The organism is Actinomycetospora sp. NBC_00405, from assembly GCF_036044095.1.
Classification (GTDB): Bacteria; Actinomycetota; Actinomycetes; order Mycobacteriales; family Pseudonocardiaceae; genus Actinomycetospora; species Actinomycetospora callitridis.
The window spans coordinates 3686452-3711211 of record NZ_CP107938.1; the positions used below are offsets into that span (position 1 = coordinate 3686452).

At 74.1% G+C, this 24760-nt stretch carries 23 protein-coding genes; 12 read left to right on the plus strand and 11 right to left on the minus strand.

Translation table 11 applies throughout. The features are described 5' to 3' along the window. Nucleotides 1-49: 49 nt before the first annotated feature. A complete protein-coding gene (locus tag OG774_RS18205) occupies nucleotides 50-1507 on the minus strand; it encodes a dihydroorotase (RefSeq protein ID WP_328302988.1) in 1458 nt (485 codons plus the stop codon). Beyond that, nucleotides 1504-2886, minus strand: coding sequence for an FAD-dependent oxidoreductase (locus tag OG774_RS18210; protein WP_328302990.1), 1383 nt, complete (start codon nucleotides 2884-2886; stop codon nucleotides 1504-1506). Before OG774_RS18210 ends, OG774_RS18205 begins: the two co-directional genes overlap by 4 nt. A 161-nt stretch (nucleotides 2887-3047) precedes the next feature. On the opposite strand from OG774_RS18210, the gene OG774_RS18215 reads away from it, so the two are divergent. The 6 genes from OG774_RS18215 (at nucleotide 3048) to OG774_RS18240 (ending at nucleotide 9593) form a co-directional block, all read left to right on the plus strand. After that, complete coding sequence (locus OG774_RS18215; protein WP_328302992.1) at nucleotides 3048-3860, plus strand: IclR family transcriptional regulator; 813 nt, start codon at nucleotides 3048-3050, stop codon at nucleotides 3858-3860. Next, entirely contained in the window at nucleotides 3857-5044 is a 1188-nt protein-coding gene (locus OG774_RS18220) for a CaiB/BaiF CoA transferase family protein (RefSeq protein ID WP_328302994.1), read from the plus strand. Before OG774_RS18215 ends, OG774_RS18220 begins: the two co-directional genes overlap by 4 nt. Then, the gene (locus OG774_RS18225) at nucleotides 5041-5907 is read left to right on the plus strand and encodes an HpcH/HpaI aldolase/citrate lyase family protein (RefSeq protein WP_328302997.1); all 867 of its coding nucleotides are present in this window, start codon (nucleotides 5041-5043) and stop codon (nucleotides 5905-5907) included. Before OG774_RS18220 ends, OG774_RS18225 begins: the two co-directional genes overlap by 4 nt. Then, nucleotides 5904-6731, plus strand: coding sequence for a cyclase family protein (locus tag OG774_RS18230; protein ID WP_328302999.1), 828 nt, complete (start codon nucleotides 5904-5906; stop codon nucleotides 6729-6731). Before OG774_RS18225 ends, OG774_RS18230 begins: the two co-directional genes overlap by 4 nt. Beyond that, nucleotides 6728-8143, plus strand: a complete 1416-nt coding sequence (locus OG774_RS18235) for an MmgE/PrpD family protein (RefSeq protein ID WP_328303001.1) — start codon at nucleotides 6728-6730, stop codon at nucleotides 8141-8143. The genes OG774_RS18230 and OG774_RS18235 overlap by 4 nt, the downstream gene beginning before the upstream one ends. A 166-nt stretch (nucleotides 8144-8309) precedes the next feature. Further along, nucleotides 8310-9593, plus strand: coding sequence for an MFS transporter (locus OG774_RS18240; RefSeq protein WP_328303004.1), 1284 nt, complete (start codon nucleotides 8310-8312; stop codon nucleotides 9591-9593). 4 nt (nucleotides 9594-9597) lie between these two features. On the opposite strand, the gene OG774_RS18245 is transcribed toward OG774_RS18240, so the two are convergent. Both OG774_RS18245 and OG774_RS18250 read right to left on the minus strand, forming a co-directional pair. Next, nucleotides 9598-10881: an RNA polymerase sigma factor gene (locus OG774_RS18245; protein WP_328303006.1), complete on the minus strand. Its 1284-nt coding sequence runs from the start codon at nucleotides 10879-10881 to the stop codon at nucleotides 9598-9600. Nucleotides 10882-10896: 15 nt separating this feature from the next. Further along, a complete protein-coding gene (locus OG774_RS18250; RefSeq protein WP_328303008.1) occupies nucleotides 10897-11316 on the minus strand; it encodes a YciI family protein in 420 nt (139 codons plus the stop codon). A gap of 215 nt (nucleotides 11317-11531) precedes the next feature. On the opposite strand from OG774_RS18250, the gene OG774_RS18255 reads away from it, so the two are divergent. The 4 genes from OG774_RS18255 (at nucleotide 11532) to OG774_RS18270 (ending at nucleotide 15328) form a co-directional block, all read left to right on the plus strand. Continuing rightward, nucleotides 11532-13634 carry a GAF domain-containing SpoIIE family protein phosphatase gene (locus tag OG774_RS18255; protein ID WP_328303010.1) on the plus strand — a complete coding sequence of 701 codons (2103 nt, stop codon included), beginning with the start codon at nucleotides 11532-11534 and terminating at the stop codon, nucleotides 13632-13634. Further along, a complete protein-coding gene (locus OG774_RS18260) occupies nucleotides 13631-13975 on the plus strand; it encodes an STAS domain-containing protein (RefSeq protein WP_328303012.1) in 345 nt (114 codons plus the stop codon). The genes OG774_RS18255 and OG774_RS18260 overlap by 4 nt, the downstream gene beginning before the upstream one ends. After that, nucleotides 13972-14925: an ATP-binding protein gene (locus OG774_RS18265; RefSeq protein ID WP_328303014.1), complete on the plus strand. Its 954-nt coding sequence runs from the start codon at nucleotides 13972-13974 to the stop codon at nucleotides 14923-14925. The genes OG774_RS18260 and OG774_RS18265 overlap by 4 nt, the downstream gene beginning before the upstream one ends. Nucleotides 14926-15154: 229 nt before the next feature. Further along, nucleotides 15155-15328, plus strand: coding sequence for a hypothetical protein (locus OG774_RS18270; RefSeq protein WP_328303016.1), 174 nt, complete (start codon nucleotides 15155-15157; stop codon nucleotides 15326-15328). 52 nt (nucleotides 15329-15380) lie between these two features. Here OG774_RS18270 and OG774_RS18275 read toward each other — a convergent pair whose 3' ends face one another. Beyond that, nucleotides 15381-15707: a hypothetical protein gene (locus OG774_RS18275; RefSeq protein WP_328303018.1), complete on the minus strand. Its 327-nt coding sequence runs from the start codon at nucleotides 15705-15707 to the stop codon at nucleotides 15381-15383. 250 nt (nucleotides 15708-15957) lie between these two features. Here OG774_RS18275 and OG774_RS18280 point away from each other — a divergent pair, with 250 nt between their 5' ends. Then, nucleotides 15958-16689, plus strand: coding sequence for a TetR/AcrR family transcriptional regulator (locus OG774_RS18280; protein ID WP_328311014.1), 732 nt, complete (start codon nucleotides 15958-15960; stop codon nucleotides 16687-16689). Between the two features lie 15 nt (nucleotides 16690-16704). Here OG774_RS18280 and OG774_RS18285 read toward each other — a convergent pair whose 3' ends face one another. Beyond that, the gene (locus OG774_RS18285) at nucleotides 16705-17298 is read right to left on the minus strand and encodes a dihydrofolate reductase family protein (protein ID WP_328303020.1); all 594 of its coding nucleotides are present in this window, start codon (nucleotides 17296-17298) and stop codon (nucleotides 16705-16707) included. Between the two features lie 134 nt (nucleotides 17299-17432). Here OG774_RS18285 and OG774_RS18290 point away from each other — a divergent pair, with 134 nt between their 5' ends. Further along, nucleotides 17433-19361 carry an ABC transporter ATP-binding protein gene (locus OG774_RS18290; protein ID WP_328303022.1) on the plus strand — a complete coding sequence of 643 codons (1929 nt, stop codon included), beginning with the start codon at nucleotides 17433-17435 and terminating at the stop codon, nucleotides 19359-19361. Between the two features lie 9 nt (nucleotides 19362-19370). Here the strand turns inward: OG774_RS18290 and OG774_RS18295 are convergent, their stop codons facing one another. From OG774_RS18295 to OG774_RS18315, 5 genes are all read right to left on the minus strand, one after another. Beyond that, entirely contained in the window at nucleotides 19371-20771 is a 1401-nt protein-coding gene (locus OG774_RS18295; protein ID WP_328303024.1) for an NAD(P)/FAD-dependent oxidoreductase, read from the minus strand. Between the two features lie 61 nt (nucleotides 20772-20832). After that, the gene (locus tag OG774_RS18300; protein WP_328303026.1) at nucleotides 20833-21522 is read right to left on the minus strand and encodes a hypothetical protein; all 690 of its coding nucleotides are present in this window, start codon (nucleotides 21520-21522) and stop codon (nucleotides 20833-20835) included. 45 nt (nucleotides 21523-21567) lie between these two features. Continuing rightward, a complete protein-coding gene (locus OG774_RS18305; protein ID WP_328303028.1) occupies nucleotides 21568-22296 on the minus strand; it encodes a class I SAM-dependent methyltransferase in 729 nt (242 codons plus the stop codon). A gap of 291 nt (nucleotides 22297-22587) precedes the next feature. Next, a complete protein-coding gene (locus OG774_RS18310; protein WP_328303030.1) occupies nucleotides 22588-23958 on the minus strand; it encodes an MFS transporter in 1371 nt (456 codons plus the stop codon). Next, nucleotides 23951-24757 carry a PEP/pyruvate-binding domain-containing protein gene (locus tag OG774_RS18315; protein ID WP_328303032.1) on the minus strand — a complete coding sequence of 269 codons (807 nt, stop codon included), beginning with the start codon at nucleotides 24755-24757 and terminating at the stop codon, nucleotides 23951-23953. The genes OG774_RS18310 and OG774_RS18315 overlap by 8 nt, the downstream gene beginning before the upstream one ends. Between the last annotated feature and the right edge of the window lie 3 nt (nucleotides 24758-24760).

Sequence of the window (24760 nt, forward strand, 5' to 3'; positions counted from 1 at the left end):
GCGCTGCGGCACACCCAGGGTGCGGACCCGCCGGCACGTGCGCCGACGATCAGGACGTCGGCCGGTGCTGGTAGCGGCCGGTCGGCGCGCCCTCCACCCGCCCGTCGGCCCAGATGCGCTCGCCGCGCAGGAACGTGGCGTCGACGGTCGCCCCGATCTCCAGGCCCCGGAACGGCGAGTACTCCTGCGTCGATTCCGAGCCCGCCGGGTCGACGGTCCACGACGTGTCGGGGTCGACGAGCACGACGTCGGCGTCGAAGCCCGGCGCGAGGTCGCCCTTGCTGCCCAGCCCGAAGCGCCGGGCGGGGTTCCACGAGGTCAGCGCCGCCACCGCGGACAGCGGCAGGCCGCGCTTGAGGCCCTCGCCGACCAGCCCGGCCAGCAGGTACTCGGTGCCGCCGAAGCCCGACTTGGCCGCGAAGACGTCCTCGCGGTCGTCGCCGAACTTCGTCGCCTCCTTGCAGCAGGCGTGGTCCGAGACGACCCACGAGACGTCGCCGGCGAGCACGTGGCGCCAGAGGGCCTCGACGTCCTCACGCGGGCGCAGCGGCGGGTTGACCTTGCCGCCGATCCCGTCGGCGGTGGAGACGTCGGCCAGCAGGTGGCCGATCGTCACCTCCCGGCGGAAGTCGACGTGCGGGAACGTGCCCGCCATCAGCAGGGCCGCCTCGAGCGCCTTCGCCGACGACAGGTGCAGCAGGTTGATCGTCGGCAGCCCGGTCTCGTGCGCGAGGTACGAGGCGATCGTGACGGCCAGGCCCTCGGAGTGCGGCGGCCGGGAGGCGCTGTAGGCCTCGAGACCGGTGAGGCGCCCCTCCTGCTCCACCATGCGTGTGTAGGCGGTCATGATCTCCGCGGTCTCGCAGTGCAGCGACAGCGAGATGCGGTCGGCGATGTCCGGGCGCTGCTCGCGCACGCGCTGGATGCCGCGCATGACGAACTCGAAGTGCGCGATGTCGTAGCGCTCGCCCTCGGGGATCATGAGGAAGTCGTTCTGGTCGTTCGACCGCCCGTGCAGGCCGTGGCTGCCGTAGAACATGAAGATCTTGAACGACGTCACCCCGTGGTCGTCGACCAGCGAGGGGATCTCGTCGATGTGCGAGGCCTGCATCGGCGCGAGGTGGAACGCGTAGTCGACGTACGACCGGCCCTCGGAGGCGGCCAGGACCTCGGGGAACAGGTCGGCGTAGGCGCCGCCCTTGTTCAGGTAGTACTGCCCGGAGCGCATGTAGGTCAGCGACGTGGTCACGCCACCCTGCGCGCAGGCGCGGCTCTCGGTCTCGGTGTCCTCGGCCAGCGGGTTGTAGATGCCCCAGTGCTGGTGGGCGTCGACCACCCCGGGGAAGGCCAGCCGGCCGCGGCCCTCCTCGACCCGCGCGGCGTCGGTGCCGAGATCCGGCGCGACCGCGGTGATGCGGCCGTCGTCGACGGCGATGTCGGCGTGCGTCACGTCCTCGACGCCGGGGCGGACGACGCGGACGTCGCGGATGATCAGGTCGTGGCTCACGGGTGGACCTCCTGGGGTGAGGGTCGGATCGCGGCGAGGTGGTCGGCGGCGAGGACGGCGAGGCCGAGCGCGGGCAGCAGGCCGTTGCCGGCGAGGTAGCCGGCGGCGCCGTGGCCGGACATCCCGACCGCGGCCCCGCCCGAGGCGTAGACACCCGCCACGGGGCGACCGGCGGCGTCGAGCAGCCGCGCGTGCTCGTCGACGCGTAGGCCGCCCTGCGTGTGGAACAGCGCGGGCACGATCTCGACGGCGGCGAGCGGCGGCGTCAGCGGCGCCTCGACCGCGCTGCGCCCGACGCGGTCGGTCGTCTGCGCGCCCCGCGCCACCGCCGCGGCGTCGGCGAGCTCGCCCGCGAGCACCTCGGGCGCGACGCCGAGGCGCGCGGCCAGCTGCTCGGCGTCGTCGGCCCAGCGCAGCGCGCCGGACCCCGCGACGTCGCGGTAGTCGCCGAAGGCCTGCGACAGGGCGTCGATGCGCTCGTCGAGCACCACCCAGCCGCGGGCGCCGGGGCGAGCGGCCAGCAGGGCGGCGAACTCGGAGTAGCCGACGGTCTCGTCGGCGAAGCGCCGGCCGTCGGCGTCCACGACGACGCCGCCGTGCATCACCGTCGTCCACGTGACCAGCGTGCGCGCGGCCGCCGAGAGCGCCGCGTGTCCCTGGTAGGCGTCGAGGAAGCCGTCGGCACCGCCGACCGAGCGGCCGAGGCGCAGTCCGTCGCCGCGGGCGAACTCGCTGCCGTGATAGGTCGCGTCGGCGATCTCGCCGACGTGCTGCGCGACGAGCCCGGGGTCGGCGCCGTAGCCGTTGGTGGCCAGCAGCACCGCCCCCGCGGTGACGTCCTCGCGCCCGCCCCGCGGATCCTCGACGGTGACGCGGACGCCGGCGTCATCGACCTCCAGCCCGACCGCGCGGGCGGGACACAGGAGATCGATCCGGTCGGACGCGGTGACGGCGTCGAGCAGGCCGCGCAGCAGCGACGACCCGTGCCGGCCGGGCACCGAGTGCACCCGGCGGGCCGAGTGACCGGGGTAGTCCATGTCGACGGGGAGCTCGATCGGCAGACCGACCCCGTCGGCGAGCCACTCGACCAGCTCGGCACTCACGGCGGTCAGGGCGCGGGCCACCGTCGGGTCGGCGGCGCCGGCGGTCTTCGCGTCGACGTCGGCGAGGAAGCGCGCGGGCGAGTCGTCGATCCCCGCGGCGCGCTGGAAGCGGGTGCCGGCGCCCGGGACCATCGCCGTCGACATCGCGGTGTTGTTGCCCCGCCGGAAGTGCTCGTCGGCCTCGACCACGACGACGTCGAGGCCGTGCTCCGCCGCGCGCAGCGCGCCTGCGAGCCCGCCGCCCGCGCCGACGACCACGAGATCGGTGTCGACCACCGGCGCTCACCTCGTTCCGTCCAGAGAAACAGTCTCGCGGAGTTCTCCCGTCGCATGACAGCAGCTCGACGCGATGAGGACAAGAGCAGCACGTCCGGCTTGACATCCGGCGCGCAGCACGGCGACGCTACGTTCCGTCCAACGGTACGGAGGATGGCGACATGGCCGAGCCCGGAGGCGGGACGGAGTCGACCTCGCGCGTGGCGGACGTGCTGCTGCTGTTCGTGGAGGGGCCGTCGACGCTCGGGGTCACGCGGATCGCGCGGGAGCTCGGGCTGAGCAAGGCGGTGGTGCACCGCATCCTGCAGTCGTTGGCCGGCCGCGACATGGTCGTGCTCGACCCGGTCAGCCGGGAGTACCGGCTGGGCCCGTCCGTCGCCGCGCTCGGGGCCCGGGCGCTGCGCGAGTCGGACCTGCGCTCGGCGGCCCTGCCGTTGCTGCGCCGGCTGCGCGACGAGACCCGCGAGACGGCCACGCTGAGCACGCCGGTGCCGCACGGGCGCGTCTACCTCGACCAGGTCGTGGGCCTGCACGAGATCAAGATGACCGTCGAGCTGGGCCGCCGGTTCCCGTTGCACGCGGGCAGCTCCGGCAAGTGCATGCTCGCCCATCTCGACGCCGAGCACCGCGACGAGGTGCTCGCCGCGGGGCTCGAGTCGCTCACGCCGCACACCCCGGTCGACCCGGTGGCCCTGCGCGCCGAGCTCGACGACATCGCCGCCCGCGGCTGGGCCGTCTCGGCCGGTGAGCGCCAGGCCGACGCCGGCTCGGTGGCCGCGCCCGTCTTCGGCGTCGGCGGCGACGTCCTCGGGGCCATCTCGGTGTGCGGCCCGCGCTACCGGATGACCGACGCCGTCGCGACCGAGCTCGGCCCGCGGGTCGTGGCCGTCGCCGCCCAGATCTCCCGGCGCCTCGGGGCCGACCCGGGCCGCACCCCGGTCGGTAGCGCAGCAGGAAGGACGGACACCCCATGACCGATGGCGCTCTGGACGGACTGAAGGTCCTCGACGTCGCCACCCTCTTCGCCGGGCCGCTCGCCGCCACGATGCTGGGCGACCACGGCGCCGACGTGATCAAGATCGAGCACCCGCGCGGCGACCCGTCGCGCACCCACGGCGCGCGGCGCGACGGCGTCGGCCTCTGGTGGAAGATGCTCGGCCGCAACAAGCAGGCGATCACGCTGAACCTCTCGTCGCCGGAGGGGCAGGAGGTCTTCCGCACCCTGGCCGCCGACGCCGACGTGGTGATCGAGAACTTCCGGCCCGGGACGCTCGAGCGCTGGGGCATCGGGCCGGAGGTGCTGCACCGGGCGAACCCCGGGCTCGTGCTCGCGCGGGTCACCGGCTTCGGCCAGTTCGGGCCGTACTCCTCGCGGCCGGGCTTCGGCACGCTCGCGGAGGCCATGAGCGGCTTCGCGGCCATCACCGGCGAGCCCGACGGCCCGCCGACGCTGCCACCCTTCGGTCTCGCCGACGGCGTCGCCGCGCTCACCACGGCGTTCGGGATCATGACCGCGCTGCGGGCCCGCGAGCAGACCGGGCGCGGCCAGGTGCTCGACATGGCAATCATCGAGCCGCTGCTCACCGTGCTCGGCCCCCAGCTCATCGCCTACGACCAGCTCGGCGAGCTGCAGCCCCGCCACGGCAACCGCTCGTCCAACAACGCCCCGCGCAACACCTACGAGTGCGCCGACGGCCGCTGGGTCGCGGTGTCCACCAGCGCGCAGTCGATCGCGGAGCGGGTGATGCGGCTGGTGGGCCGTCCCGAGCTGATCGACGAGCCGTGGTTCGCCACCGGCGCCGAGCGCGCGCAGCACGCCGACGAGCTCGACGACGCCGTCGGCGCGTGGATCGCCGAGCGCGACCGCGACGAGGTCGTCGCCGCGTTCGAGAAGGCCGAGGCCGCCGTCGCCCCGATCTACACCGCCGCCGACGTCCTCGCCGACCCGCAGTACGCCGCACTCGGCAGCGTCGTCACCGTCGACGACGACGAGCTCGGACCGATCCGGTTCCAGAACGTGCCGTTCCGGCTCTCCGAGACCCCGGGCCGCGTCCGGACCGCCGGCCCGCGCCTCGGCGAGCACACCGCGGAGGTGCTCGCCCGCCACGGGATCGACGCCGACCGGCTCGCGGAGCTGCGGGCGGCAGGCGCCCTGTGACGGGCCCGGGGCGCGCGCGGAGCTGGCTCTACGTACCCGCGCACCGCCCGGAGCTGCTGGACAAGGCCCTCTCCGGGCCCGCCGACGCCGTGGTGCTCGACCTCGAGGACGCCGTGCCCGCCGAGGCGAAGGAGTCCGCGCGCGACGCCGCGGTGCGGGCCGCGACCGTGCCGCGAACCAAGCCCCTGTGGGTGCGGGTCAACGCCGTCGGCACCCCCTGGTCCGCCGACGACCTCGCCGCCCTGGCCGGCACCGACCTCGACGGCGTGCGCGTGCCCAAGGCCGGCAACCCGGACGCGGTCGCGGGGCTCGCGCAGCGCCTGGGCCTGCCGCTGCACCTGCTGCTGGAGACCGCCCTCGGCGTCGAGCAGGCGTACGCGCTGGCCACGGCGCACCCGTCGGTGGTCGCCGTGTCGCTGGGCGAGGCCGACCTCGCCGCGGACCTCGGTGTCCGGCGCCCGGACGCGCTGGCGTGGGCGCGCCAGCGCGTCGTCGTCGCGTGCCGGGCCGCCGGGATCGCCGCCCCGATCACCAGCGTCTGGACCGACCTCGCCGACCCGGACGGGCTCGAGCGCGACAGCCGCGACGCCCGCGACCAGGGCTTCTTCGGCCGCTCGGTGATCCACCCGAAGCAGGTCGAGCCCGTGCACCGGGCGTTCACGCCGAGCGCCGACGAGGTGACCGACGCCCGGGCGCTGCTCGGCTCGCTCACCGACGCCACCGGCCGCGGGGAGAGCGCGTGGGTCGACGCGCGGGGCCGCTTCGTCGACCCCGCCGTCGTCGCCGGCGCCCACCGCGTGCTCCAGCAGGCCGACACCCTCCCCGACACCCTCCCCGACACCCTCACTGAGGAGGACCGATGACGACCGCCACGGGCACGCGTGCCCTGATCGACGCCGTCACCGCGGGCACCCGCACCGTCGAGCTGGGGCAGCCGCTGTTCACCGGCATGCCGTGCTCGCCGAACCACCCCGGGTTCCGGATGACCCTGATCCGGCGCCACGGCGACATGGTCCGCCCCGACGGCGGCTCCGCGTCCAACGAGATCGTCGTGACCGGCGGGCACGTCGGCACCCACGTCGACGCGCTCTCCCACGTCAGCCAGGACGGCTGCCTGCACGGCGGGATCGACGCCGAGGCCGCCCAGAAGGGCGGGCGGCACACCGAGCACGGCGCCGAGCACATCCCGGCGATGATCACCCGCGGCGTGCTGCTCGACATCCCCGCCGTGCGCGGGGTCGACGCGCTCGGCCCCGGCGAGGGCGTCACCGCCGACGACCTGGCCGCGGCCGCCGACCGCGCCGGCGCGGAGCCCGGTCCGGGCGACGTCGCGCTGGTGCGCACCGGGTGGGCGCGCCGGTTCGACGACGCCGCGTCCTACCTCGGGCACGACACCGGCGTCCCCGGGGTCACCGAGGACGGCGCCCGGTGGCTCGCCGAGCGCCGCGTGGTGGCCGCCGGCGCCGACACCACCGCGTTCGAGCAGATCCCGGCCGGCGACGGGCACCGCGTGCTGCCCGTGCACCGGATCCTGCTCGTCGAGCACGGCATCCACATCGTCGAGCACCTCGCGCTCGAGGAGGCCGCGGCGCAGGGGCTCACCGAGTTCCTCTTCGTGCTCACCCCGCTGCGCATCGTCGGCGGCACCGGGTCGCCGGTGCGTCCCGTGGCGGTGGTCGCGGCATGAGCCCGGCCGGCACTCCCGCGCAGCAGTTCGCCGCCTTCGCCGCCCGCACCGCCGCGCACGGAGCCCCCGACGCGCTGCGCGACGACCTCGTCGCGCGCACCGCCGACCTGCTCGGCAACTGCCTCGCCGCCCGCGACGCCGAGCCGGCGCGGGTCACCGCCGCCGTCGTCGCCGAGTGGGGTGGGACGCCGGCCGCGACGTCGCTGGCCGACGGCCGGCGCCTGCCCGCGCCGTCGGCGGCGCTGGTCAACGGCACGCTGGCCCACAGCCTCGACTTCGACGACACCCACCTGCCGTCGGTGCTGCACCCGTCGGCGGCGGTCCTGCCCGCGGCGCTCGCCGCCGCCGAGGCCGTCGGCGCGTCCGGCACCGCCTACCTCGACGCCGCGGCCGTCGGGGTCGAGCTGACCTGCCGCCTCGGGATGGCGGGCTACGACGAGGAGCTGGGCAACTCGGTCTTCTTCGAGCACGGCCAGCACGCGACCGCGATCTGCGGCGCCGTCGGGGCGGCCGTGGCCGTCGGGATGCTGCGCGGGCTGGACGCCGAGGGTCTGACCTCGGCGATCGGCATCGCCGCGAGCACCGGCGCCGGCATCATCGAGGCCAACCGCACCGGCGGCACCGTGAAGCGGGTGCACTGCGGCTGGGCCGCCCACGCGGGTGTCGCCGCGGCCGACCTCGCGCGGCACGGCCTCACCGGCCCGCCGACCGTGCTCGAGGGCCGGTTCGGGTTCCTGCGCGCCTTCTGCGGCGAGCGCACCCACGTCGAGCGCGTCACCGACGATCTCGGCGAGCACTGGGAGACCCTGCGGGTGTTCACCAAGCCCTACCCCTGCAACCACTTCACCCACGCCGGTATCGACGCGGCGCTGCGGATGCGGTCCGACGGCATCACCGCCGAGCGGGTCGTCGAGCTGACGCTCGGCGCGCCCGCCCCCGTCCTGCGCACGATCGCCGAGCCCGCCGAGGAGAAGGCGGCGCCCCGATCCGGGTACCACGCGGCCTTCAGCGGGCCCTACACCGTGGCCGCCGCGCTGCTCGGCGGCGGCGGGCTCGGCCTCTCGCACGACGACTTCACCGACACCGCCGCGGCCGACCCGGCCCGGCTCGCGCTCGCGGGACGCGTGCGCTGCGTGGCCGACGAGGAATCGACCGCCATCTTCCCGCACCAGTTCCCCGCCGTGCTCACCGCGCGCCTCGACTCCGGCGAGTCGGTGACCGAGCGGATCGTCGCCAACCGGGGCGGTCCCGACCGGCCGTTGGGCGACGACGAGGTCGCCGAGAAGTTCCGCACGAACGCCGTGCGCTCGGTGCCGGAGCAGGACGTCCCCGCCGTCGTCGACGCCGTGCGGGAACTGCGCGGCGGCCGTCGCGTCGCCGATCTCATGGACCGGACGGGCGCACTTCTCTGATCATCGTTCCCGCCAGGGGAACAAAGCGCGAACCGGTTCTCTCGACCATGCACTGGCCTCTTGACCAGCAACATCGGCCTTGGGAGCCTCGATGGACGAGTAACGACGGGAGCGTTCCTCTAAGCGGAACAATTCCGGTGCCGATTCCCGACCGACAGGTGCGCTGATGCAGACCCGATTCCGGTGGGCGACGATCGTTCTGATCGTCGTCCTCATCGTCATCAACTACATCGACCGGTCGGCGGTCTCCTACGCGGTCCAGCCGCTGCAGCAGGAATTCGGGATCTCCACCGCGCAGTACGGCATCATCTCCAGCGCCTTCGCGATCGGCTACATGGTCTTCGCGTTCCTGTCCGGCCCGCTGGTCGACAAGTACGGGCCACGGAAGGTCCTGCTCGTCGCCATCACGATCTTCTCGATCGCCACGGCGCTCGTCCCGCTCGCGGGCGGCTTCGTCGGCCTCCTGCTGATCCGGATCATCCTCGGCGCCGGGGAGGCGCCCGCCTTCCCGGCGGCCACCCGCACGGTGAGCCGGTGGCTGCCCCGCGCCGAGCGCGGCTTCGCGCTCGCCCTCATCGGCGGCGTCGCGGTCTCGGGCAGCCTGCTCATCGCCGGCCCCGTCCTCACCAACCTCATCGGCGTGGTCGGCTGGCGCGGGATGTTCTGGGTCATGGCCGTGCTCGGCATCGCCTGGGCCGCCGTCGCCATCGGCCTGCTGCGCAACACCCCGTCCGAGTCGCCGCGGGTCAACGAGGCCGAGCGCGCGTTCATCGCCGCCGGCCAGGACATCGAGGAGTCGGAGAACCGCTCCGGCGGCGTCGACTGGCGCTCGCTGCTCACCAACCGCAACCTCTGGATCGTCGCGGTCGGCTACTTCTCCTGGGGCTTCATGTTCTGGGGCTTCATGTACTGGCTGCCCCAGTTCCTCTCCACCTCCTACGGCCTGTCCATCAAGGCCGTCGGCGCGTTCTCGATCGCACCCTGGGCCGCCGGTGTCGTCGGCGCCCTGGTCGGCGGTTTCCTCGTCGACCGGGTCTACCGCCGCACGCAGAGCATCCGCAGCCGCTTCACGATCATGGGCTGCGCGCTGCTGCTCTCCGGCGCCTCGCTGATCCCGGTGTTCGTCGACCCGACGCTGACGGTCGCGCTGGTCTTCATCTCGCTCGGCGTCGGCTTCGGTTTCGTCACCGGCGGCATCTGGTGGGTCGCCTCGATCGACGCGGAGCCGGGTCAGCCCGGCAGCGCCGCCGGGTTCGCCGACGCCGCGTTCGCGCTCGCCGGCATCGTCGCGCCCGCCGTCATGGGGTTCATCGTGTCGTCCACCGGGACGTTCACCAGCGGCTTCGTGGTCATGAGCGCGCTCGCCGCGATCGGCGCCCTGCTGATGCTGTTCGCCACCCGCGAGCCGGCGCGGCGGGAGACCCCGACCCGATCGGTGGAAGAGGTCTGACGGGTCACTCCAGGTCCGCGAGCTTGCGGCGCAGCAGCGTCCGCTCACGCTCGTTGCCGCACAGCTCGACGGCGCGCGCCAGCTCCCGGCGCGCGCCGTCGTGGCGTCCCAGGCGGGTGAGCAGCTCACCGCGGACGCTCGGGAGCAGGTGCGAGCCGGCGAGGGCCGCGGCGCTCACGAGCTCGTCGACGATCGGCAGCGCCGCCTGCGGCCCCTCGGCCATGGACACCGCGACCGCCCTGTTCAGCTCGATCACCGGGGACGGCGCCAGCCGTCCGAGGGCCTCGTAGAGCAGCACGACGCGCGGCCAGTTCGTCTCGTCGACCGACGCCGCCACCGCGTGGCACTCCGCGATCGCGGCCTGCAAGCCGTAGTAGCCGAGGCCCCGCCCGGCCGCCTCCGCCTGCGCGAGCGCCGCCCGCCCCCGCCCGATCGCGGCCCGGTCCCAGCGACGCCGGTCCTGGTGCTCGAGCAGCACCGGCTCGCCGTCCGGGTCGGTCCGGGCGGGGAAGCGCGCCGCGGTCAGCTCGAGCAGCGCCACCAGCGCGTGCACCTCCGGCTCGTCGGGCGCGAGCCGGGCCAGCACGCGGGCGAGGCGCCGCGCCTCGCCCGCGAGGTCGAGGCGCACCAGTTGGTCGCCGGAGGTGGCCGAGGAGCCCTCGGTGAAGATCAGGTAGATGACGCTGAGCACGGTGCCGAGACGCTCGACGCGCTCGGCGGCCGGCGGCACCCCGAAGGGCACACGGGCCGCCGCGAGCGTCTTCTTCGCCCGCGTGATCCTCGCCTGCACGGTGGCGGTCGGGACGAGGAACGCGCGGGCGATCTCGTCGCTCGTGAGCCCGCCGACCACCCGCAGCGTCAGCGCCACCCGCGCCTCCCGCGAGAGCAGCGGGTGGCACGAGACGAAGATCAGCGCGAGGACGTCGTCGTCGATCTGGTCGGGGTCCCACAGCACGTCGTCGACCTCCCCCGGATCGGCGGGCGCCGCGCCCGCGACCGCGCCGCCCTCCCCCAGGTCGCGGGCGAGGGCGGCGTACCGGTCGTCGAGGGCCGAGCGGCGACGGAACGCGTCGATCGCCCGGCGACGCCCCGCCGTGAGCAGCCACGCCGCCGGGCTGTCGGGCACCCCGTCGCGGGGCCAGGTCACGAGGGCCGCGGCCAGGGCCTCCTGGGCCAGGTCCTCGGCCAGCGCGAAGTCGCCCGTGTAGCGCGCGAGCGCACCGACGATCCGCGCGGAGTCGATCCGCCAGACGGCGGCGACGGCCTCACGGCTCGTGGCGTCGTCCATCTCGGGGTCCGGGGCTCAGAGCTGGCCCGTGGCCTCGCGCCACGCCCGCTCCCTCTGGATCCACTCGTTGTCCTGCGGGAACTCGTCGATCGTCGGGACACGACGGACCTCGGTCTTGAAGCCCTTCCCGGCGCCCGGGAGGCGCTTCGCCCACTCGACGGCCTCCTCCTTGGACGACACGTTGAGGAGGTAGAAGCCGCCGAAGAGCTCCTTCGTCTCCCCGTAGGGGCCGTCGCTGACCACCGGCGGCTCGGAGGAGTGGTCGACGACCACGCCGTCCGAGGCGTCGTCGAGCCCCTCGGCGGCGAGCAGCACGCCGGCCCGGATCAGCTCGTCGTTGAACCGGCCCATGAGTTCGAGCATCTCGGTCATGTCGACATCCGCCATCGCCGCGTAGGCCTCGTCGGTGGCCCGCATGATCAGCATGTACTTCATCGGTCTCTCCCCTGGTCGGCAGGGCCTCCGTCGGACCCTCTCACCCCTGGGTCGAACGCCGTGGGCGCCGATCGACACGGGACGGGAGGAATTTCCGAGCCCACGTGACGATCACTCTTCGTCACCGATCAGGGCCCTGTGCCCCGGTCATCGTCCGCTATAGGGTCCTGCGGGTGAACATCGGCGCCGAAGAGCTACTGCACGTAGTTCCCGGCGTGCTCGCCGTGACGTCCGGCGACGACCACGCCCTCGGGGCGTTGAGCCCGCTCGGCCGCGAGGTCCTGGGCTCGATCCGGCTCGACACGCCGATGCGCGAGGCGCTCCCGGGATTCGTCGACGCCCTCGACACCGCGTACCTCTCCGGCGAGGCGAGCCGGGTCTCCCACGAGGAAGGGCGCATCATCCGCTGCACGCCCCTCGGTGGCGGTCCCGGTCGCATCTCCGGGCTCCTGCTGCGCGTGGTCCCCGACGACGACGACCGCTCCCGCGCCCGGACCGCCGGGTTCCAGCAGCTGACCGAGCAGCTCTCCCGCGCCGCGACGCCCGCCGAGATCGGGCGCCTGACCACCACCACGGCGGCCGCGCTGATCGGGGCCGACTCCTGCATCGCCTACCGCCGCCCCGAGGGCTCCGACGTGATGGAGGCCCTGCACCACCACGGCTGGCCGGGCGACACCCACCTGCTCTTCACCCGGGTGCCGCTGCAGCGCGGGCGGCCGATGTCGGACGCCGTCCTCGGGCGCACACCGGTGTGGCTGGAGGACGCCGGGCAGTGGCGTGCGCGCTATCCGGAGATGGCCTCGATCGGGGTCTCCGAGGGCCACCAGGCCACGGCCTGTCTGCCGTTGCTCGTCGAGGACCGCGACCTCGGCGCCGTGGTCTTCAGCTTCTACCAGCCCCGGGCCTTCGACCCGTCCGAGCGGGAGTTCCTCATGGCCGCGGCCGCGCTGTGCGCCCAGGCGCTCGACCGCGCACGGCTCTACACCGCCGAGCACGAGGCCCGCGCCGCCGCCGAACGCGAACGGGACCGCATGGCGTTCCTCGCGCAGGCGAGCCGGCTGATGGAGGCGCCGCTGTCGGTGGAGGAGCGCCTGCGCCAGCTCGGCGACCTCGTCGTCAAGGGCGTCGCCGACTGGTCCGCGGTGCACCTCGTCCGCGGGTCGCGCGTCGAGCGGGTCACCGTCGCCCACCTCGATCCCGCGAAGATCGCGTTCATCGAGGAGCTCGAGCGGCGCTACCCGCCGGACCCGGACGCCCCCGGCGGCGCCATCGACGTCGCCCGCAGCGGGGTACCCGTGGTCATGGAGGACGTGCCCGACGAGCTGCTCGTCGCCTCCGCCCGCGACGAGACGCACCTCGAGCTGCTCCGGGCGATCGGCCTGCGGTCGGCGATCGTCGTGCCGCTGCTGGTGCGCGGGCGCAGCCTCGGTGCCCTGACACTCGTGCACGCGGAGTCCGGGGAGCGCTTCACCGAGGCGGACCTGACGTTCGTGGGCCAACTCGCCGCCACCGCCGCGGTCGCCCTCGACAACGCCGCCCTCTACGAGCAGCAGCGCATGGTCGCCCGCACGCTCCAGACGGCGCTGCTGCCCAGCGAGCTCCCCCACGTGCCGGGCGTCGAGTGCGCCGGGCGCTACCGGCCGCCGGATCCGGAGCTCACCGACGTCTACGTCGGCGGCGACCTCTACGACGTCCACGAGGACCCCGAGCGCGGGCGCTGGGCGCTCACCGTCGCCGACGTCTGCGGCAAGGGCCCACAGGCCGCCGCGCTCACCTCGCTCATCCGCCACACCGTCCAGGCCGAGGTGCGTCACGGGTTCGGGCCCGCGGACGTCGTGCGCCGGGTCAACGCCGCGATGCTGCGGAACCAGGGCGGCTCCCGCGCCCGGTTCGCGACGATGGTCCACGGGGCCCTGACCGTCGATCCGGACGGGGTGACGATCACCCTCGTCAACGGCGGGCACCCGCCGGGCGTGGTCCTGCGGCACGCCCCGCCGAAGAGCGGCGGCTCCGGTGACGACGTCGAGTGGCTCGACGTCCCCGGCACGCTCGTCGGCATCTACCCCGATCCCGAGCTCGTCGAGGCCGACGTCCGGCTCGCTCCCGGCGACGCCCTGCTGCTCTACACCGACGGCGTCACCGAGGCCCGCGGACCCGACGGGTTCTTCGGGCCCGAGCGGCTGGCGTCGCTCGTCGCGTCCTTCACCGACACGTCGGCCGACACCGTCGCCGACGGCGTCCTCGACGCGGTCTCCGGGTTCCAGGACGGCAAGCTCCGCGACGACGTCGCCCTCCTCGTGATCCGGGCGGCGCCATGAGCGAGGACGCCGCCGTCGTGCGGGTGGCCCGCACGTCCCTCGACGGACGCCTGGAGCTCGCCCTGTCCGGGGAGCTCGACAACGACACCCTGCCGACCGCCCAGGACGAGGTGTCCGCGGCCGAGGCGGAGGCCCCGGCGGTGCTCGTCCTCGACCTCGCCGCGCTCGAGTACGTCGACTCCTGCGGGGTGCGCCTGGTGCTGCTGGCCCAGGGCGTCGCCGACGACGAGAACCGCCGCCTCGCGGTGCGTCTCGGACACGGTCAGACCCGGCGCATGTTCGACATGCTCGGGATCACCGACCGTCTCGAGGTCCTCGACCGGGAGGAACCGACATCATGAGCACGGCATCCGACCCCTTCCGCCACCTCGCGGTCTTCTTCCACGACGTCGACGGCCTCGTCGCGACGCTGGAGCCGATGCTCACCGAGGCGCTCACGCGGGGCGACCTCGTCTGGGCCGCCGTCGACGACCCCGCTCGCAGCGCCCTCGAACGCCGGCTCGGGAGCGCGGCGGACGACGTCGTCTTCGGCGAGCCGGCGCAGCCCTACAGCTACAGCGGGCAGACGACGGCCTCGCGGCGGGCCGACCGGCTCCGGGAGCTCACGGCGGACGGCCGCGCCGCCCTCGTCCTCAGCGACAGCAGCACCGTGGGCGGGCCCGGGCCGCGCTCGTCGGCACCCGACTTCTGGAGCGTCGTCGACGCGAGCTGCAACCTCGCCCTGACCGGCCTGCCGGTGACCCTGGTCTGCCTGTGTGACGCCGCCGGCGCCTCGGAGGACACCGAGCGCTACCTGTACTGGAACCATCCCGAGCTCTTCAACGGCTCCTCCGCGAGCCCGAACCCGCGCTACCGCACCCCGGACCAGGTCCTCGCGTCCGTCCCCGCCCCGCCCGCACCGCCGCTCGGGCCGCCGAACCACCTCGCGACGTTCGAGGGCGTCACCGCCCTGCGCGGCGTCCGGACGGCGACGCGGCGGCACGGCGAGGAGGCCGGGCTGAGCGACGAGCAGGTCGACGGGCTCGTCCTCGCGATCGGCGAGCTGGTGAGCAACAGCATCGAGCACGGTCCCGGCCGCGGCACGCTGTCCTGGTGGACGCGGCCCGGCCGGGTCGTCGCCCAGGTCCACGACGCCGGGCACATGACCACCACGACGCCCGGGCTCCGTCGCCCCGACGTCCGCTCGGTCCGCGGACGCGGCGTCTGGCTCGCCCGGCAGCTCAGCGACGTGCTGCACTTCTGGACCGGCGTCGACGGCACCCACGTCCGCCTGGAGATCAGCGCCGCGTGACCCCGGGGTAAGCTCCTGGCTGACCCGGCCCGGAGCACAGCTCCGGATGTCGCCTCTCGGGACGGATGAAAGGGCAGCGAGCTCCTCGGCGCGACCACGCCGGTGCCCGACACCGAGGGAGCCTCATGACCGTCACGTCACCACGCCGCAGCGCCGGTACGGCCTCGCCCATCGCCCAGGGCGGTGCCCAGTGAGAGCCGGACCGAAGTCCACACCCACGGCGAACCGCGTGACCGACGCCCACGACGTGGCGCAGGCCGCGCACCAGAACGACCAGCGCACCGCCGCCCGCGTCGTCGCGTCCCACGCCACCGGCGTCGAGGACTGCACCGAGCTGCTCGGCATGCTCGGTCTCGGACGCGCCGTCGGGCTCCTCGTGGTCGACCCCCCGCCCCGACGCTGACCGCCACGACGCCGCCGTCGGGGGCGGCGTCGAGGCTCTGACCTGCGCGACCTCAGGCGGGCGCGGTCCCGATCGGCCGGGTCGGGAGCCAGCGCGGCACCGTCTGCCGGACCGGTTCCCGGCGCGGTGCCGGGACCGGGACGGGCGCCGCTCTCGGCGCCGGAACCGGCAGGTACGCCGTGGGCGGCGGGTAGCCCCAGCCCGACGTCGCCGTCGGCTCGCCCCTCCACCCCCACGCCATCGCCACGGCATGGTGCCAGGCGCTCGCCGCCCAGGGCTCGCCGAGCTCTCCGAGGTCGGCCAGCCCCGCAGGTGCCCGCGGCACCCAGCGGGGCGTGGGTGCCCACGTGCCGGGCCGGGCCGGCATCACGCGTTCCATGCCGCTGTGACGGTGCGGGGCCCGGGGATGTTCCCGGGCACCCCGGATGCGTCAAACGGTGCGCGCGACGCGCTGTAGCAACGTTCCCGCGACCGCTGGGCCGAACAGGTGGAGTAGGTCCTCCTGGCCGGGCGGTACCGCTCACCGAGAGACACTTGCTCTCCACCGATGCCCCAGGAACCGGACGCGGCGGAGCGCTACCGTCAGGTCCTCCAGCGGTCTCGGGTGGAGCCGCGGGAGGGTGAGCGCGATGAACGTGGGCGTGGCGACCTGGTGGGACGTCCCGGTCGCCGGGTGGTCCGACTCCGGCTCGTCGCCCCAGAAGCGGGGCCGGACGACCCGCCAGGCCCTGCTGGTCGAGGCCGCGCGGGTGTTCGACGAGCGCGGCTACGACGCGGCCTCGCTCTCGGACATCCTCGCCGCCTCCGGGCGGACCAAGGGCGCCCTCTACTTCCACTTCCGTTCCAAGCAGCAGCTCGCCACCGTCCTCATGGACGAGGTCGTCGAGTCCTGGGACGTGGTGCGCAGCATGATCGCGGATCGCGGCCTCGACCCGTTGCGGACGCTCCTCGTCGAGACCGACTCCTACGTCAGCCGGTGGACCCACGACATCGTCGTGCGGGGTGGGTGCCGGGCGATGGCCGGGGCCGCGGAGTTCGCCGACAGGCAACGCGCCTGGTACGGCGACTGGGCGCAGAGCACGGCCGCGCGCCTGCGGTCCGCGCTCGAGCAGGGCCTGCTGCGCCCCGAGACCCAACCCGACCGCGTGAGCCGACTCGTGGTGGCGGCCGCGTCCGGCCACTACGCGTTCGCCGAGACCATCGTCGGCTCGCCCACCTACTTCGAGCGCATGACCGACACCTGGCTCGGCATCCTGCCGGTCATCGCGTCCGAGACGTGGCTCTCCGAGCTCCGTGACTCCGGGTGGGAGCACCGCCCCGCTCCCGATCCCGAGGCCTTCGCCCGGAGCCGCGGCGCCTGAGCGACCCGGTCCGAGTCAGCGCCCGGGCCGGTGCAGCGTGGGCCGGTAGACGAGCTCCTGGATGTCGCCGTCGAGCGTCCGGCGCTCGAGCAGCTCGAGGTCGAAGTCGTCCGCACCGCCGAGGACGGGGTCGGTCCCCGTCCTCCCGGTGATCACGGGGAAGACCGTGATCTGGAGGCGATCGACCAGGCCGGCGGCCATGAGCGCCCAGTTCAGCGACAGGCTGCCGTGCGAGCGCAACGGCACGTCGGACTCCTCCTTGAGCCGCCGGACGACGTCGACGGCGTCGCCGCCCACGACGGTCGCGTCCGGCCAGTCGAGCGGGCCGGACAGCGTCGAGGACACCACCGTCATCGGCATGATGCGCATCCGGTCGACCCACGGGTCGCGCACCTCGGACTCCTCGGTGCTCTCGGACAGCATCGCCACGAACTGCCGGAACGTCGTCGCACCGAACACCATGCGGTGCTCGCCCCCGAACGAGGCCAGGCGGTGCTCGAGCAGCTCGGGGCCCTGCTTGCCCCAGTAGCCGCCCCAGTCGCCGTCGCCTCCGTAGGAGCCGTAGCCGTCGAGGCTGGAGAAGACGTCGAAGGTGTAGGTCGCGGTCATGGGGTGCCTCCCTCGGGCGGGGCGACCGGCCCGGTGCCGGTCCCTCACCCTGGCGACGAACGCACCCACCCTCGTTTCGACACCGCCCCCGTGCGAGGTGCAGAGTGACGTTCGCCGACCGGAGATGAGGGCAGATGGCGCAGCGCCGGGACGAGGCCACCGCCGAGCCCTCGACACCGACCGGGACCTCGGTCAAGGACACCACCGGACGGCGGGCGGTCGCGCTCTTCGCCCCCTACCGCGGGCGCCTGGTGCTCATCGCGCTCGCCATCCTCGTGACCTCCGCGCTGGGCGTGGTCACGCCGTTCCTCACCCAGCGCGTCTTCGACGACGCCCTCTTCGTTCCGGGAGGGCCCCGGATCGGGCTGCTGAGCGCCCTGGTCGGCGCGATGATCGCGATCGCCGCCGTCTCCGCGGTGATCGGGATCGGCCAGACCTACCTGACCACCGTGCTCGGCAACCGCGTCATGCAGTCGCTGCGCGACCGACTCTTCGCCCACCTGCAGCGGATGCACCTCGGGTTCTTCACCTCCACCCGCACGGGGTCCATCCAGTCGCGGCTGGACAACGACGTGGGCGGCGTCCAGTCCGTCGTCACCGACACAGCGTCGTCGATCCTCGGCAACGTCGTCACCGTCGTCGCCTCGGTCATCGCGATGGTCGCCCTGTCGTGGCAGCTGTCGCTGGTGGCGTTCGTGCTGCTGCCGGTGTTCCTCCTGCTGCAGATCCGGGTCGGGCGGGTGCGGCGGAAGATCGCGGCGCGCACCCAGTCCTCGCTGTCGGACATGAGCGCGATCACCCAGGAGACGCTGTCGGTCTCCGGCGTCCTGCTGGCCAAGGTGTACGGCCGCCAGGAGCACGAGGTCGCGCGGTACAGCTCGGAGAACGACCGCCAGACCACCCTGCAGATCCGCCAGACGATGAGCGGCCAGTCCTTCTTCGCCGTCGTCACCGGCTTCTTCGCGCTCATCCCGGCCGTGGTCTACCTGGTGGCGGGCCTGCTCGCCGCCCGCGGCGACGCCGGCATCTCCGCCGGCACGCTCGTCGCGTTCACCACGCTGCAGACGCGGCTGCTGTTCCCGATCGTCAACCTGCTGCGGGTGTCGCTCGACGTGCAGACGTCGCTGGCGCTCTTCGGGCGCATCTTCGAGTACCTCGACCTCGTCCCGGAGCTGCGCGACAGGCCCGACGCGCGCCCCCTGGCGAAGGCGGACGCGCGTGGCGAGGTCGAGTTCCGCGACGTCTGGTTCCGCTACCCCGTCGACGCCGAGCCCGGGCGCCCGTCCGAGCCGGGCCCGTGGGCGCTCGAGGACCTCTCGCTGCGCATCGAGCCCGGTCAGCTCGCAGCGGTCGTCGGCCCGAGCGGGGCGGGCAAGACCACGCTGTCCTCGCTGGTGCCGCGGCTCTACGACGTCGACGCCGGCTCGGTGCGTCTCGACGGCACCGACGTCCGCGACCTCACCCTCGCCTCGCTGCCCGGCCTCGTCGGGATGGTGACCCAGGAGAGCTACCTGTTCCACGCGACCGTCGCCGAGAACCTGCGCTACGCCGCCCCGGACGCCACCGACGAGCAGATCCGCGCCGCCGCCCGGGCCGCGAACATCGCCGAGCACCTCGAGGGCCTCGCCGAGGGCTACGACACCGTCGTCGGGGAACGCGGCTACCGCCTCTCGGGCGGGGAGAAGCAACGCATCGCGATCGCCCGGGTGATCCTCGCCGACCCGCGCATCCTGGTGCTCGACGAGGCCACCTCCGCGCTCGACACCACCAGCGAGCGCCTGGTGCAGCAGGCCCTGGAGACGGTGATGTCCGGGCGGACGACGATCGCGATCGCGCACCGGCTCTCGACGATCCTGGCCGCCGACGTGATCTTCGCGATCGACCGCGGCCGCCTGGTCGAGCAGGGCACGCACGACGAGCTGCTGGCGCGCGGCGGGCTGTACGCCCAGCTCTACGCCGAGCAGTTCGGCGCCGGCGCGGTCGAGGCCCGGTGCGCCGACGGTGTCCTCTTCACCGACGGCAAGGTCCTCACCACCCGCAGCACGGACGACTCCGCCGCCTGAGTCCTCTCGTCACGCGGCGATCAGCGCCAACAGACCCGGTCGGTCGGGGCCGGGGGGCGGTGCGGGCACCTCTCCGCGCCGCCGCGCGACGGCCTCGGCGATGTGGGGCCGGGAGAGGACCTCACCCGGGAGGGCGAGGCACAGGATGACCTCGAGGAGTGCCCGGAAGACCTCGGGGTCCTCCATCGCCGCCGCGCCGAAGGCGGCCACGTCGGGATCGGCGGCGGGCGCCGGTTCGCCGTGGCGCAGGGCGTCCATCTCGGCGACGCGGGCGCGGTCGGCGTGCAGCTGGTTGTGCACGTAGGGCGCGACGCTCTCGTCGGTGCGTCGCTGGAACGCCCGGGCGAAGGCCGCCGGGTCGTCGGGGTGCTCGCGGAGGGCGTCGCGGAGCACCCGGGCGTGCATCAGCCCGATGCTGATGCCCCGCCCGGCGGAGGGGTTCGTACAGGCCCAGGCGTCCCCGACGGCGGTGAAGCCCGTGACGACCGGCGCGCCGTCCACGACGAGGGAGCGGACGCGGTCGAGCACGCCGGCCATGACCGCCACGCCGGGCTGGGCCGCGGCGTCGACCCAGTGCCCCTGCAGGGGGAATCCGTGCAGCACGCGATCGAAGCAGACCGAGTCGCGCAGGTTCTTCAGCGGGGCGTCGCGGGAGCCGGCGAACACGGTCACCGACCAGGTGTCGTTGTCGGACGGGAGCGTCAGGAGCGTGACCGTCCCGTACGGCACGAGGAGCCCGGTCCGCCAGGCGGGAAGCGGCCCGGAGAAGTAGCGGGTGTAGTACGCGAAGCCACTGTCCGAGGCCGTCCGCTGCGGTGGGGCGGCGCCGAGGTCCGCGAGCCAGGCGTCCGAGGGCGTGCGGCGCCCCATCGCGTCGACCACGAGATCGGCCCGGAGCTGCTCCCCGTCATCGGTGACCACGCCGGCGACGCGGGGCACGCCGTCCTCCGCGCGGGCTCCCTCGATGAGGCCGATGACCCGGACACCGCGCCGGACCGTCACCCCGGGCTGCTGCTCGGCCCGCGCCGCCAGCACGGCCTCGATGACGGGCCGACGACCGGTGACCCACCGGAGCCGGTCGTCGCCGGGCCGGGAGTCGTGGTCGCCGAGGGACGGCGGGGCGGTGTCGAGGGGATCGAAAGCTCGGCAGCCAGCGGCGAGGAGCGCGTCGGTCAGTCCCGGGATGGCCTCGTCGCAGACCTGACGGAACCGGGGGAAGACGCCGTGCGGCTGACGGAACTGCGCCACCCCGTGCCGGGACCATCCCGACCACGCCGCGTCGGCACCGCTCGGCGCGGGCGCCGGGTCGGTCTCCAGCACCGTGACCGACCGGCCTTCTCCCGCCAGCATCGTCGCCAGCGCGAGCCCGACCACTCCCGCTCCGCACACCACCACGTGACCGTCGTCCATGACCCGAGGCTGGGCCTCTCCGTCCCGCCGCGCGTCGGGGTCGGGCCCCGAGAATCGGGCGTCAGCGACCGATGAGGAAGGAGCCCGCGGCCCAGCTCAGCACGTCGACCAGCAGCACCAGCGCGCCGAGACCGAGCGCGACGGTGACGAGGACCCGCACGCGCGGCGCCCACCGCTCGCGGAGGCTCTGCAGCGTGTCGACCGCCGCCCGGTGTCGTCCCCGGAGGACCGCCACGACGACCACGAACAGCGGTGCCTGGCTGACCACCGTCCACACGGCGTTCGCGACGACGACGCCGGTCGGCGACGCCTCCCGCCCCGCCAGCACGATCAGGGCCGCGAACGACGGGTCGGTGGCGGCGGTGCCGATGAACAGCACGCCCGCCACGACGGCTCCGGTCGCCCCCGCTCCCATGACCCGGGGCTCGGAGGAGGTGCTCCCGCGCACGACGCGCGTCACGGCCCACGCCGCCAGCAGCAGCGCCGCGCCCGCTTCGAGCCCGGCACGCAGGGCCCCACTCGGCAGCACCGAGGCCCAGTCGAGCCGTGCGAGCCGTTCCCCGACGGCCACCGTGAGGACGACGCCGAAGACGGTGGTGCCGACGAGGACGACCAACCCGAAGATCACGATCTGTCGGTCCCGCGCGCCCGCCGCGAGGGCGACGGCCGCGACCAGGGCGCCCGCCGGGTCCACGCCCAGCAGCCCCAGGCCGCCCCCGACCCCGAGCGCCGCCACCAGCCCGAGGGTCACCGCTGCCGCCCGCTCACCGAGCTCCGAGCTGCGCCGGTGACCGGATCAGCCCCGTCCTGCTCTGCCGGCCGTCGAGGCCACCGGCGAGGCGTGGGCGGGGTCGGGCTCGAGGCCGGGCCGGCGGAGGCACAACCGGATGTTCTGCGGTCCGAACCGCTCCCGCTCGATGTCGAAGAGCTCGTGCATGCGGGCGAGGACGGGGTCGCGCCGTCGCCGGGTGATCGCCGGGCGCCACAGGAACACGACCAGCCGGCCCCCGGACCGCAGCACGCGGTGGGCCTCGGCGACCGCACGGTACGGATCGGGCATCTCCTCCAGGCAGTAGCCGAGGAACACGACGTCCACGCTCTCCGCCGCGAGCGGCAGGCGGGTGCCGTCGCCGCACACCTGGCGCAGGGTGGGCCCCGCTCGGTCGGCCAGCCGGCTCCGCAGGGCCGTCAGGCTGCCGTGGTGGCGCTCCAACGAGAGCAACGTTGCGGACGGGGAAAGGTGCCGCGCGAGCGGCCCGGTGTAGAAGCCGCCGCCGCTGCCGACCTCGAGGCAGGTGCCGGATCCCGCCGGGACCCACCGCACGTCCCAGCGGGGCAGGTCCCAGCCCAGGACCGCCCGCAGCGCGGGCGTGCTGATCAACCGGTACAGCACCGCCGGCGTCCGCCACCGCCACCGACCGGCCCGGGAGCTCACGTCTCCCGTCGTGACCACGGACAGGTCCGCCGGAGCCTCCCCGGACCCGACGGACTGGGAGTCGCGCTCGGGGCCTGCGTTGCTGCTCACGGAGGGATCATGGCCCTGTCCGGTTCGATCTCCGCACCTGGCTGGTCCCGCGGCGCCGAGGAGGAGAGAACCTCCTGTGCACACCGCGGCTCCCCAGGCGACTGCGTTCGATGCCACGAAGGAGGCCACACCGGCGCTAGGCGGCGCGTCGACGACTCTCGGCGGACCCGGACATGAGAGGCCCCCGCGGCGGCCACCAGGTCGGTGCCCCGCAGCCGGTCCGAGCCCTTGCGTGAACGGTCAAGCGCCCTCGGCCGCCATGGAGCAGCGAGATGGCCACGGCACGACCCGTCACGAACCGCCGGACAACGGGGCCCTGCTCGAGTCCAGAGACCGTCCAGGCAAGGCCATCGCGCAGGCAAGGCCTGCAACCAGCGCCGCGGCGAAGACGGCGAGGACGGTCCGGTGCTCGCCGAGGACTGCGGGTCTGTTGCCGGCGGGATCGACCAGGCGTCCGAGGAGCGCGACCCCGACGATCCCTCCGAGGTAGCGCATGGTTGAGCCGATGCCGGCTGCGGCGCCGCTGCGCTCACGCGGGATGGAGGCGAGCGAGGCACTCTGTGCCGCAGGGGTCGCCAACCCGAGACCGAGACCGACCAGCGCGAGCGGCAGGACAAGCGGTCGCAGCGACGACAGATCGTTCGCCGCCAGCAGGCCCACGGCGACGAGGCAGGCAACGACACCGGCGACCGCGACCGGTCGCGGCCCGATCCGGTCGGTGAGCCGTCCGGCGGCCACGGAAGCGAGAATCGTCGCGGCCGTCATTGCGACGAGGAGCCGGCCAACGGTGGCAGCGCCGACGGCGAGCAGCGCGTTGAGCACCTGCGGCAGTTCAAACAGCAGCGTGTACACCACCAGGTTCTGCAGAGCCACGAGTAGCGACCCGGCCGTGAACGGCAGCGATCTGAACAGCGTGAAGGCCACGACGGGGTCCTCGGCCCGACGCTCCCACCACACGAACAGCGCGAGCAGGCAAGCGCAAGCACCGAGGAGGACCGAGGCGATCACCCCGTCGACCTCCAGACCCATGACGAGCGCGCTCAATGTCGTCGTGAGCAGGACCGCGCCGACCAGGTCGAAGCACGACCGGTTCTGCGACTTGGCCGGTCGTCTGTTCCCTCCCGCGAGCAGCGCCGAGAGGCCGATCACCGGCAGGTTGACCGCGAAGATGCTGGTCCAGCCGAGGACGCGGACGAGTTCGCCGCCGACGAGAGGCCCGACACCGGCCGCCAGCGACATCACCGCACCGAACAGGCCGAAGGCACGGCCGCGGCGCTGCGGTGGGAGTTCGATTCGCAGCAGGGCCACCGTTGCCGGCACGATCGCGGCCCCACCGGCGGCCATCAGCACGCGGGCCACAGCAAGCATGCCGAGCCCGTCGGCCAGGACCCCGATGAGGGCACCGATGACCGTCAGCACCTGACCGATAGCGAGGATTCGCCAATGCCCCAGGCGGTCGCCGAGCTTCCCGCCCGGGCTCTGCAGCACGAGCGCGGCCACGAGGTAACTCGCCACGACGGCCTGCGCCACAGTTCCCGGTGCCCGGGAGAACTCCCGGGCGATGTCCGGCAAAGCCACGGCGATCATGGTGGAGTTCAGCGGGAGCAGCGAGGAGGCGAGCAGGGCCGCCCCGAGCGCGCGCCGCGTTCCGGGCTCAGCCACCGGTGATCGGTCTCCGCTGCAGGAGGAACACCGTGCCGTCGAACACGGCGAACTCGATGTCGTGCTCGCTCGACTCGTAGACGGTGTCGCAGGCTTCGGCCAGGGCGTGCAGCGCGGCCAGCTGCGCGTCGTCCAGGCAAGGAGTGTGCACGGCCGGGCCGACGACCGCGACCTGCTCAGTCCCGCCCGAACGGGCACGAAGTGCGAGATCCTTCTCCCCGCACGAGCGCTCGATCACTCGGCCGCAGGTGTCGAGCCGGTAGCGATCCGGGACGACCAGACCGGCGACCACAGCCTCGCCCAGGCCCCAGCTCGCCTCGACCACTCGCTCCGCAGAGCCGGTCACCGGGTTGCGGGTAAACAGCACCCCGGCCACCTCCGCCGGCACGAGGTCCTGGATCACCACGCCCATCCGGCACGGGCTGAGGCCGAGCCGGCTGCGATAAGCGCGAGCGCCGGGCGCAGCACCGGAGGCGTGCACATCTCGGACGGCCGCGATGACGGCATCGGGACGCCGAACGCCGAGAATGGTGCAGTGGGCGCCGGCGAAGCTGGCCGCACCGGAGTCTTCCCCGACCGCGCTCGACCGCACTGCCCGCGGGTGGACACCGGCACAGGCCGCGTGCAGCCTCGAGAGGACGTCAGGGTCCGCGCGGATCACCCCCTCCACGGCGTCCACGGTCAACGCGAATCCGGCCGGCACGGGCAGCCCCGCGCGGGCGGCGATCCCGAGCGACGCCGCCTTGCCGCCGAACGCAGAAGGGTCGGTGGCCTCGACGAGTGGGGTCAGCGGGCTCATGAC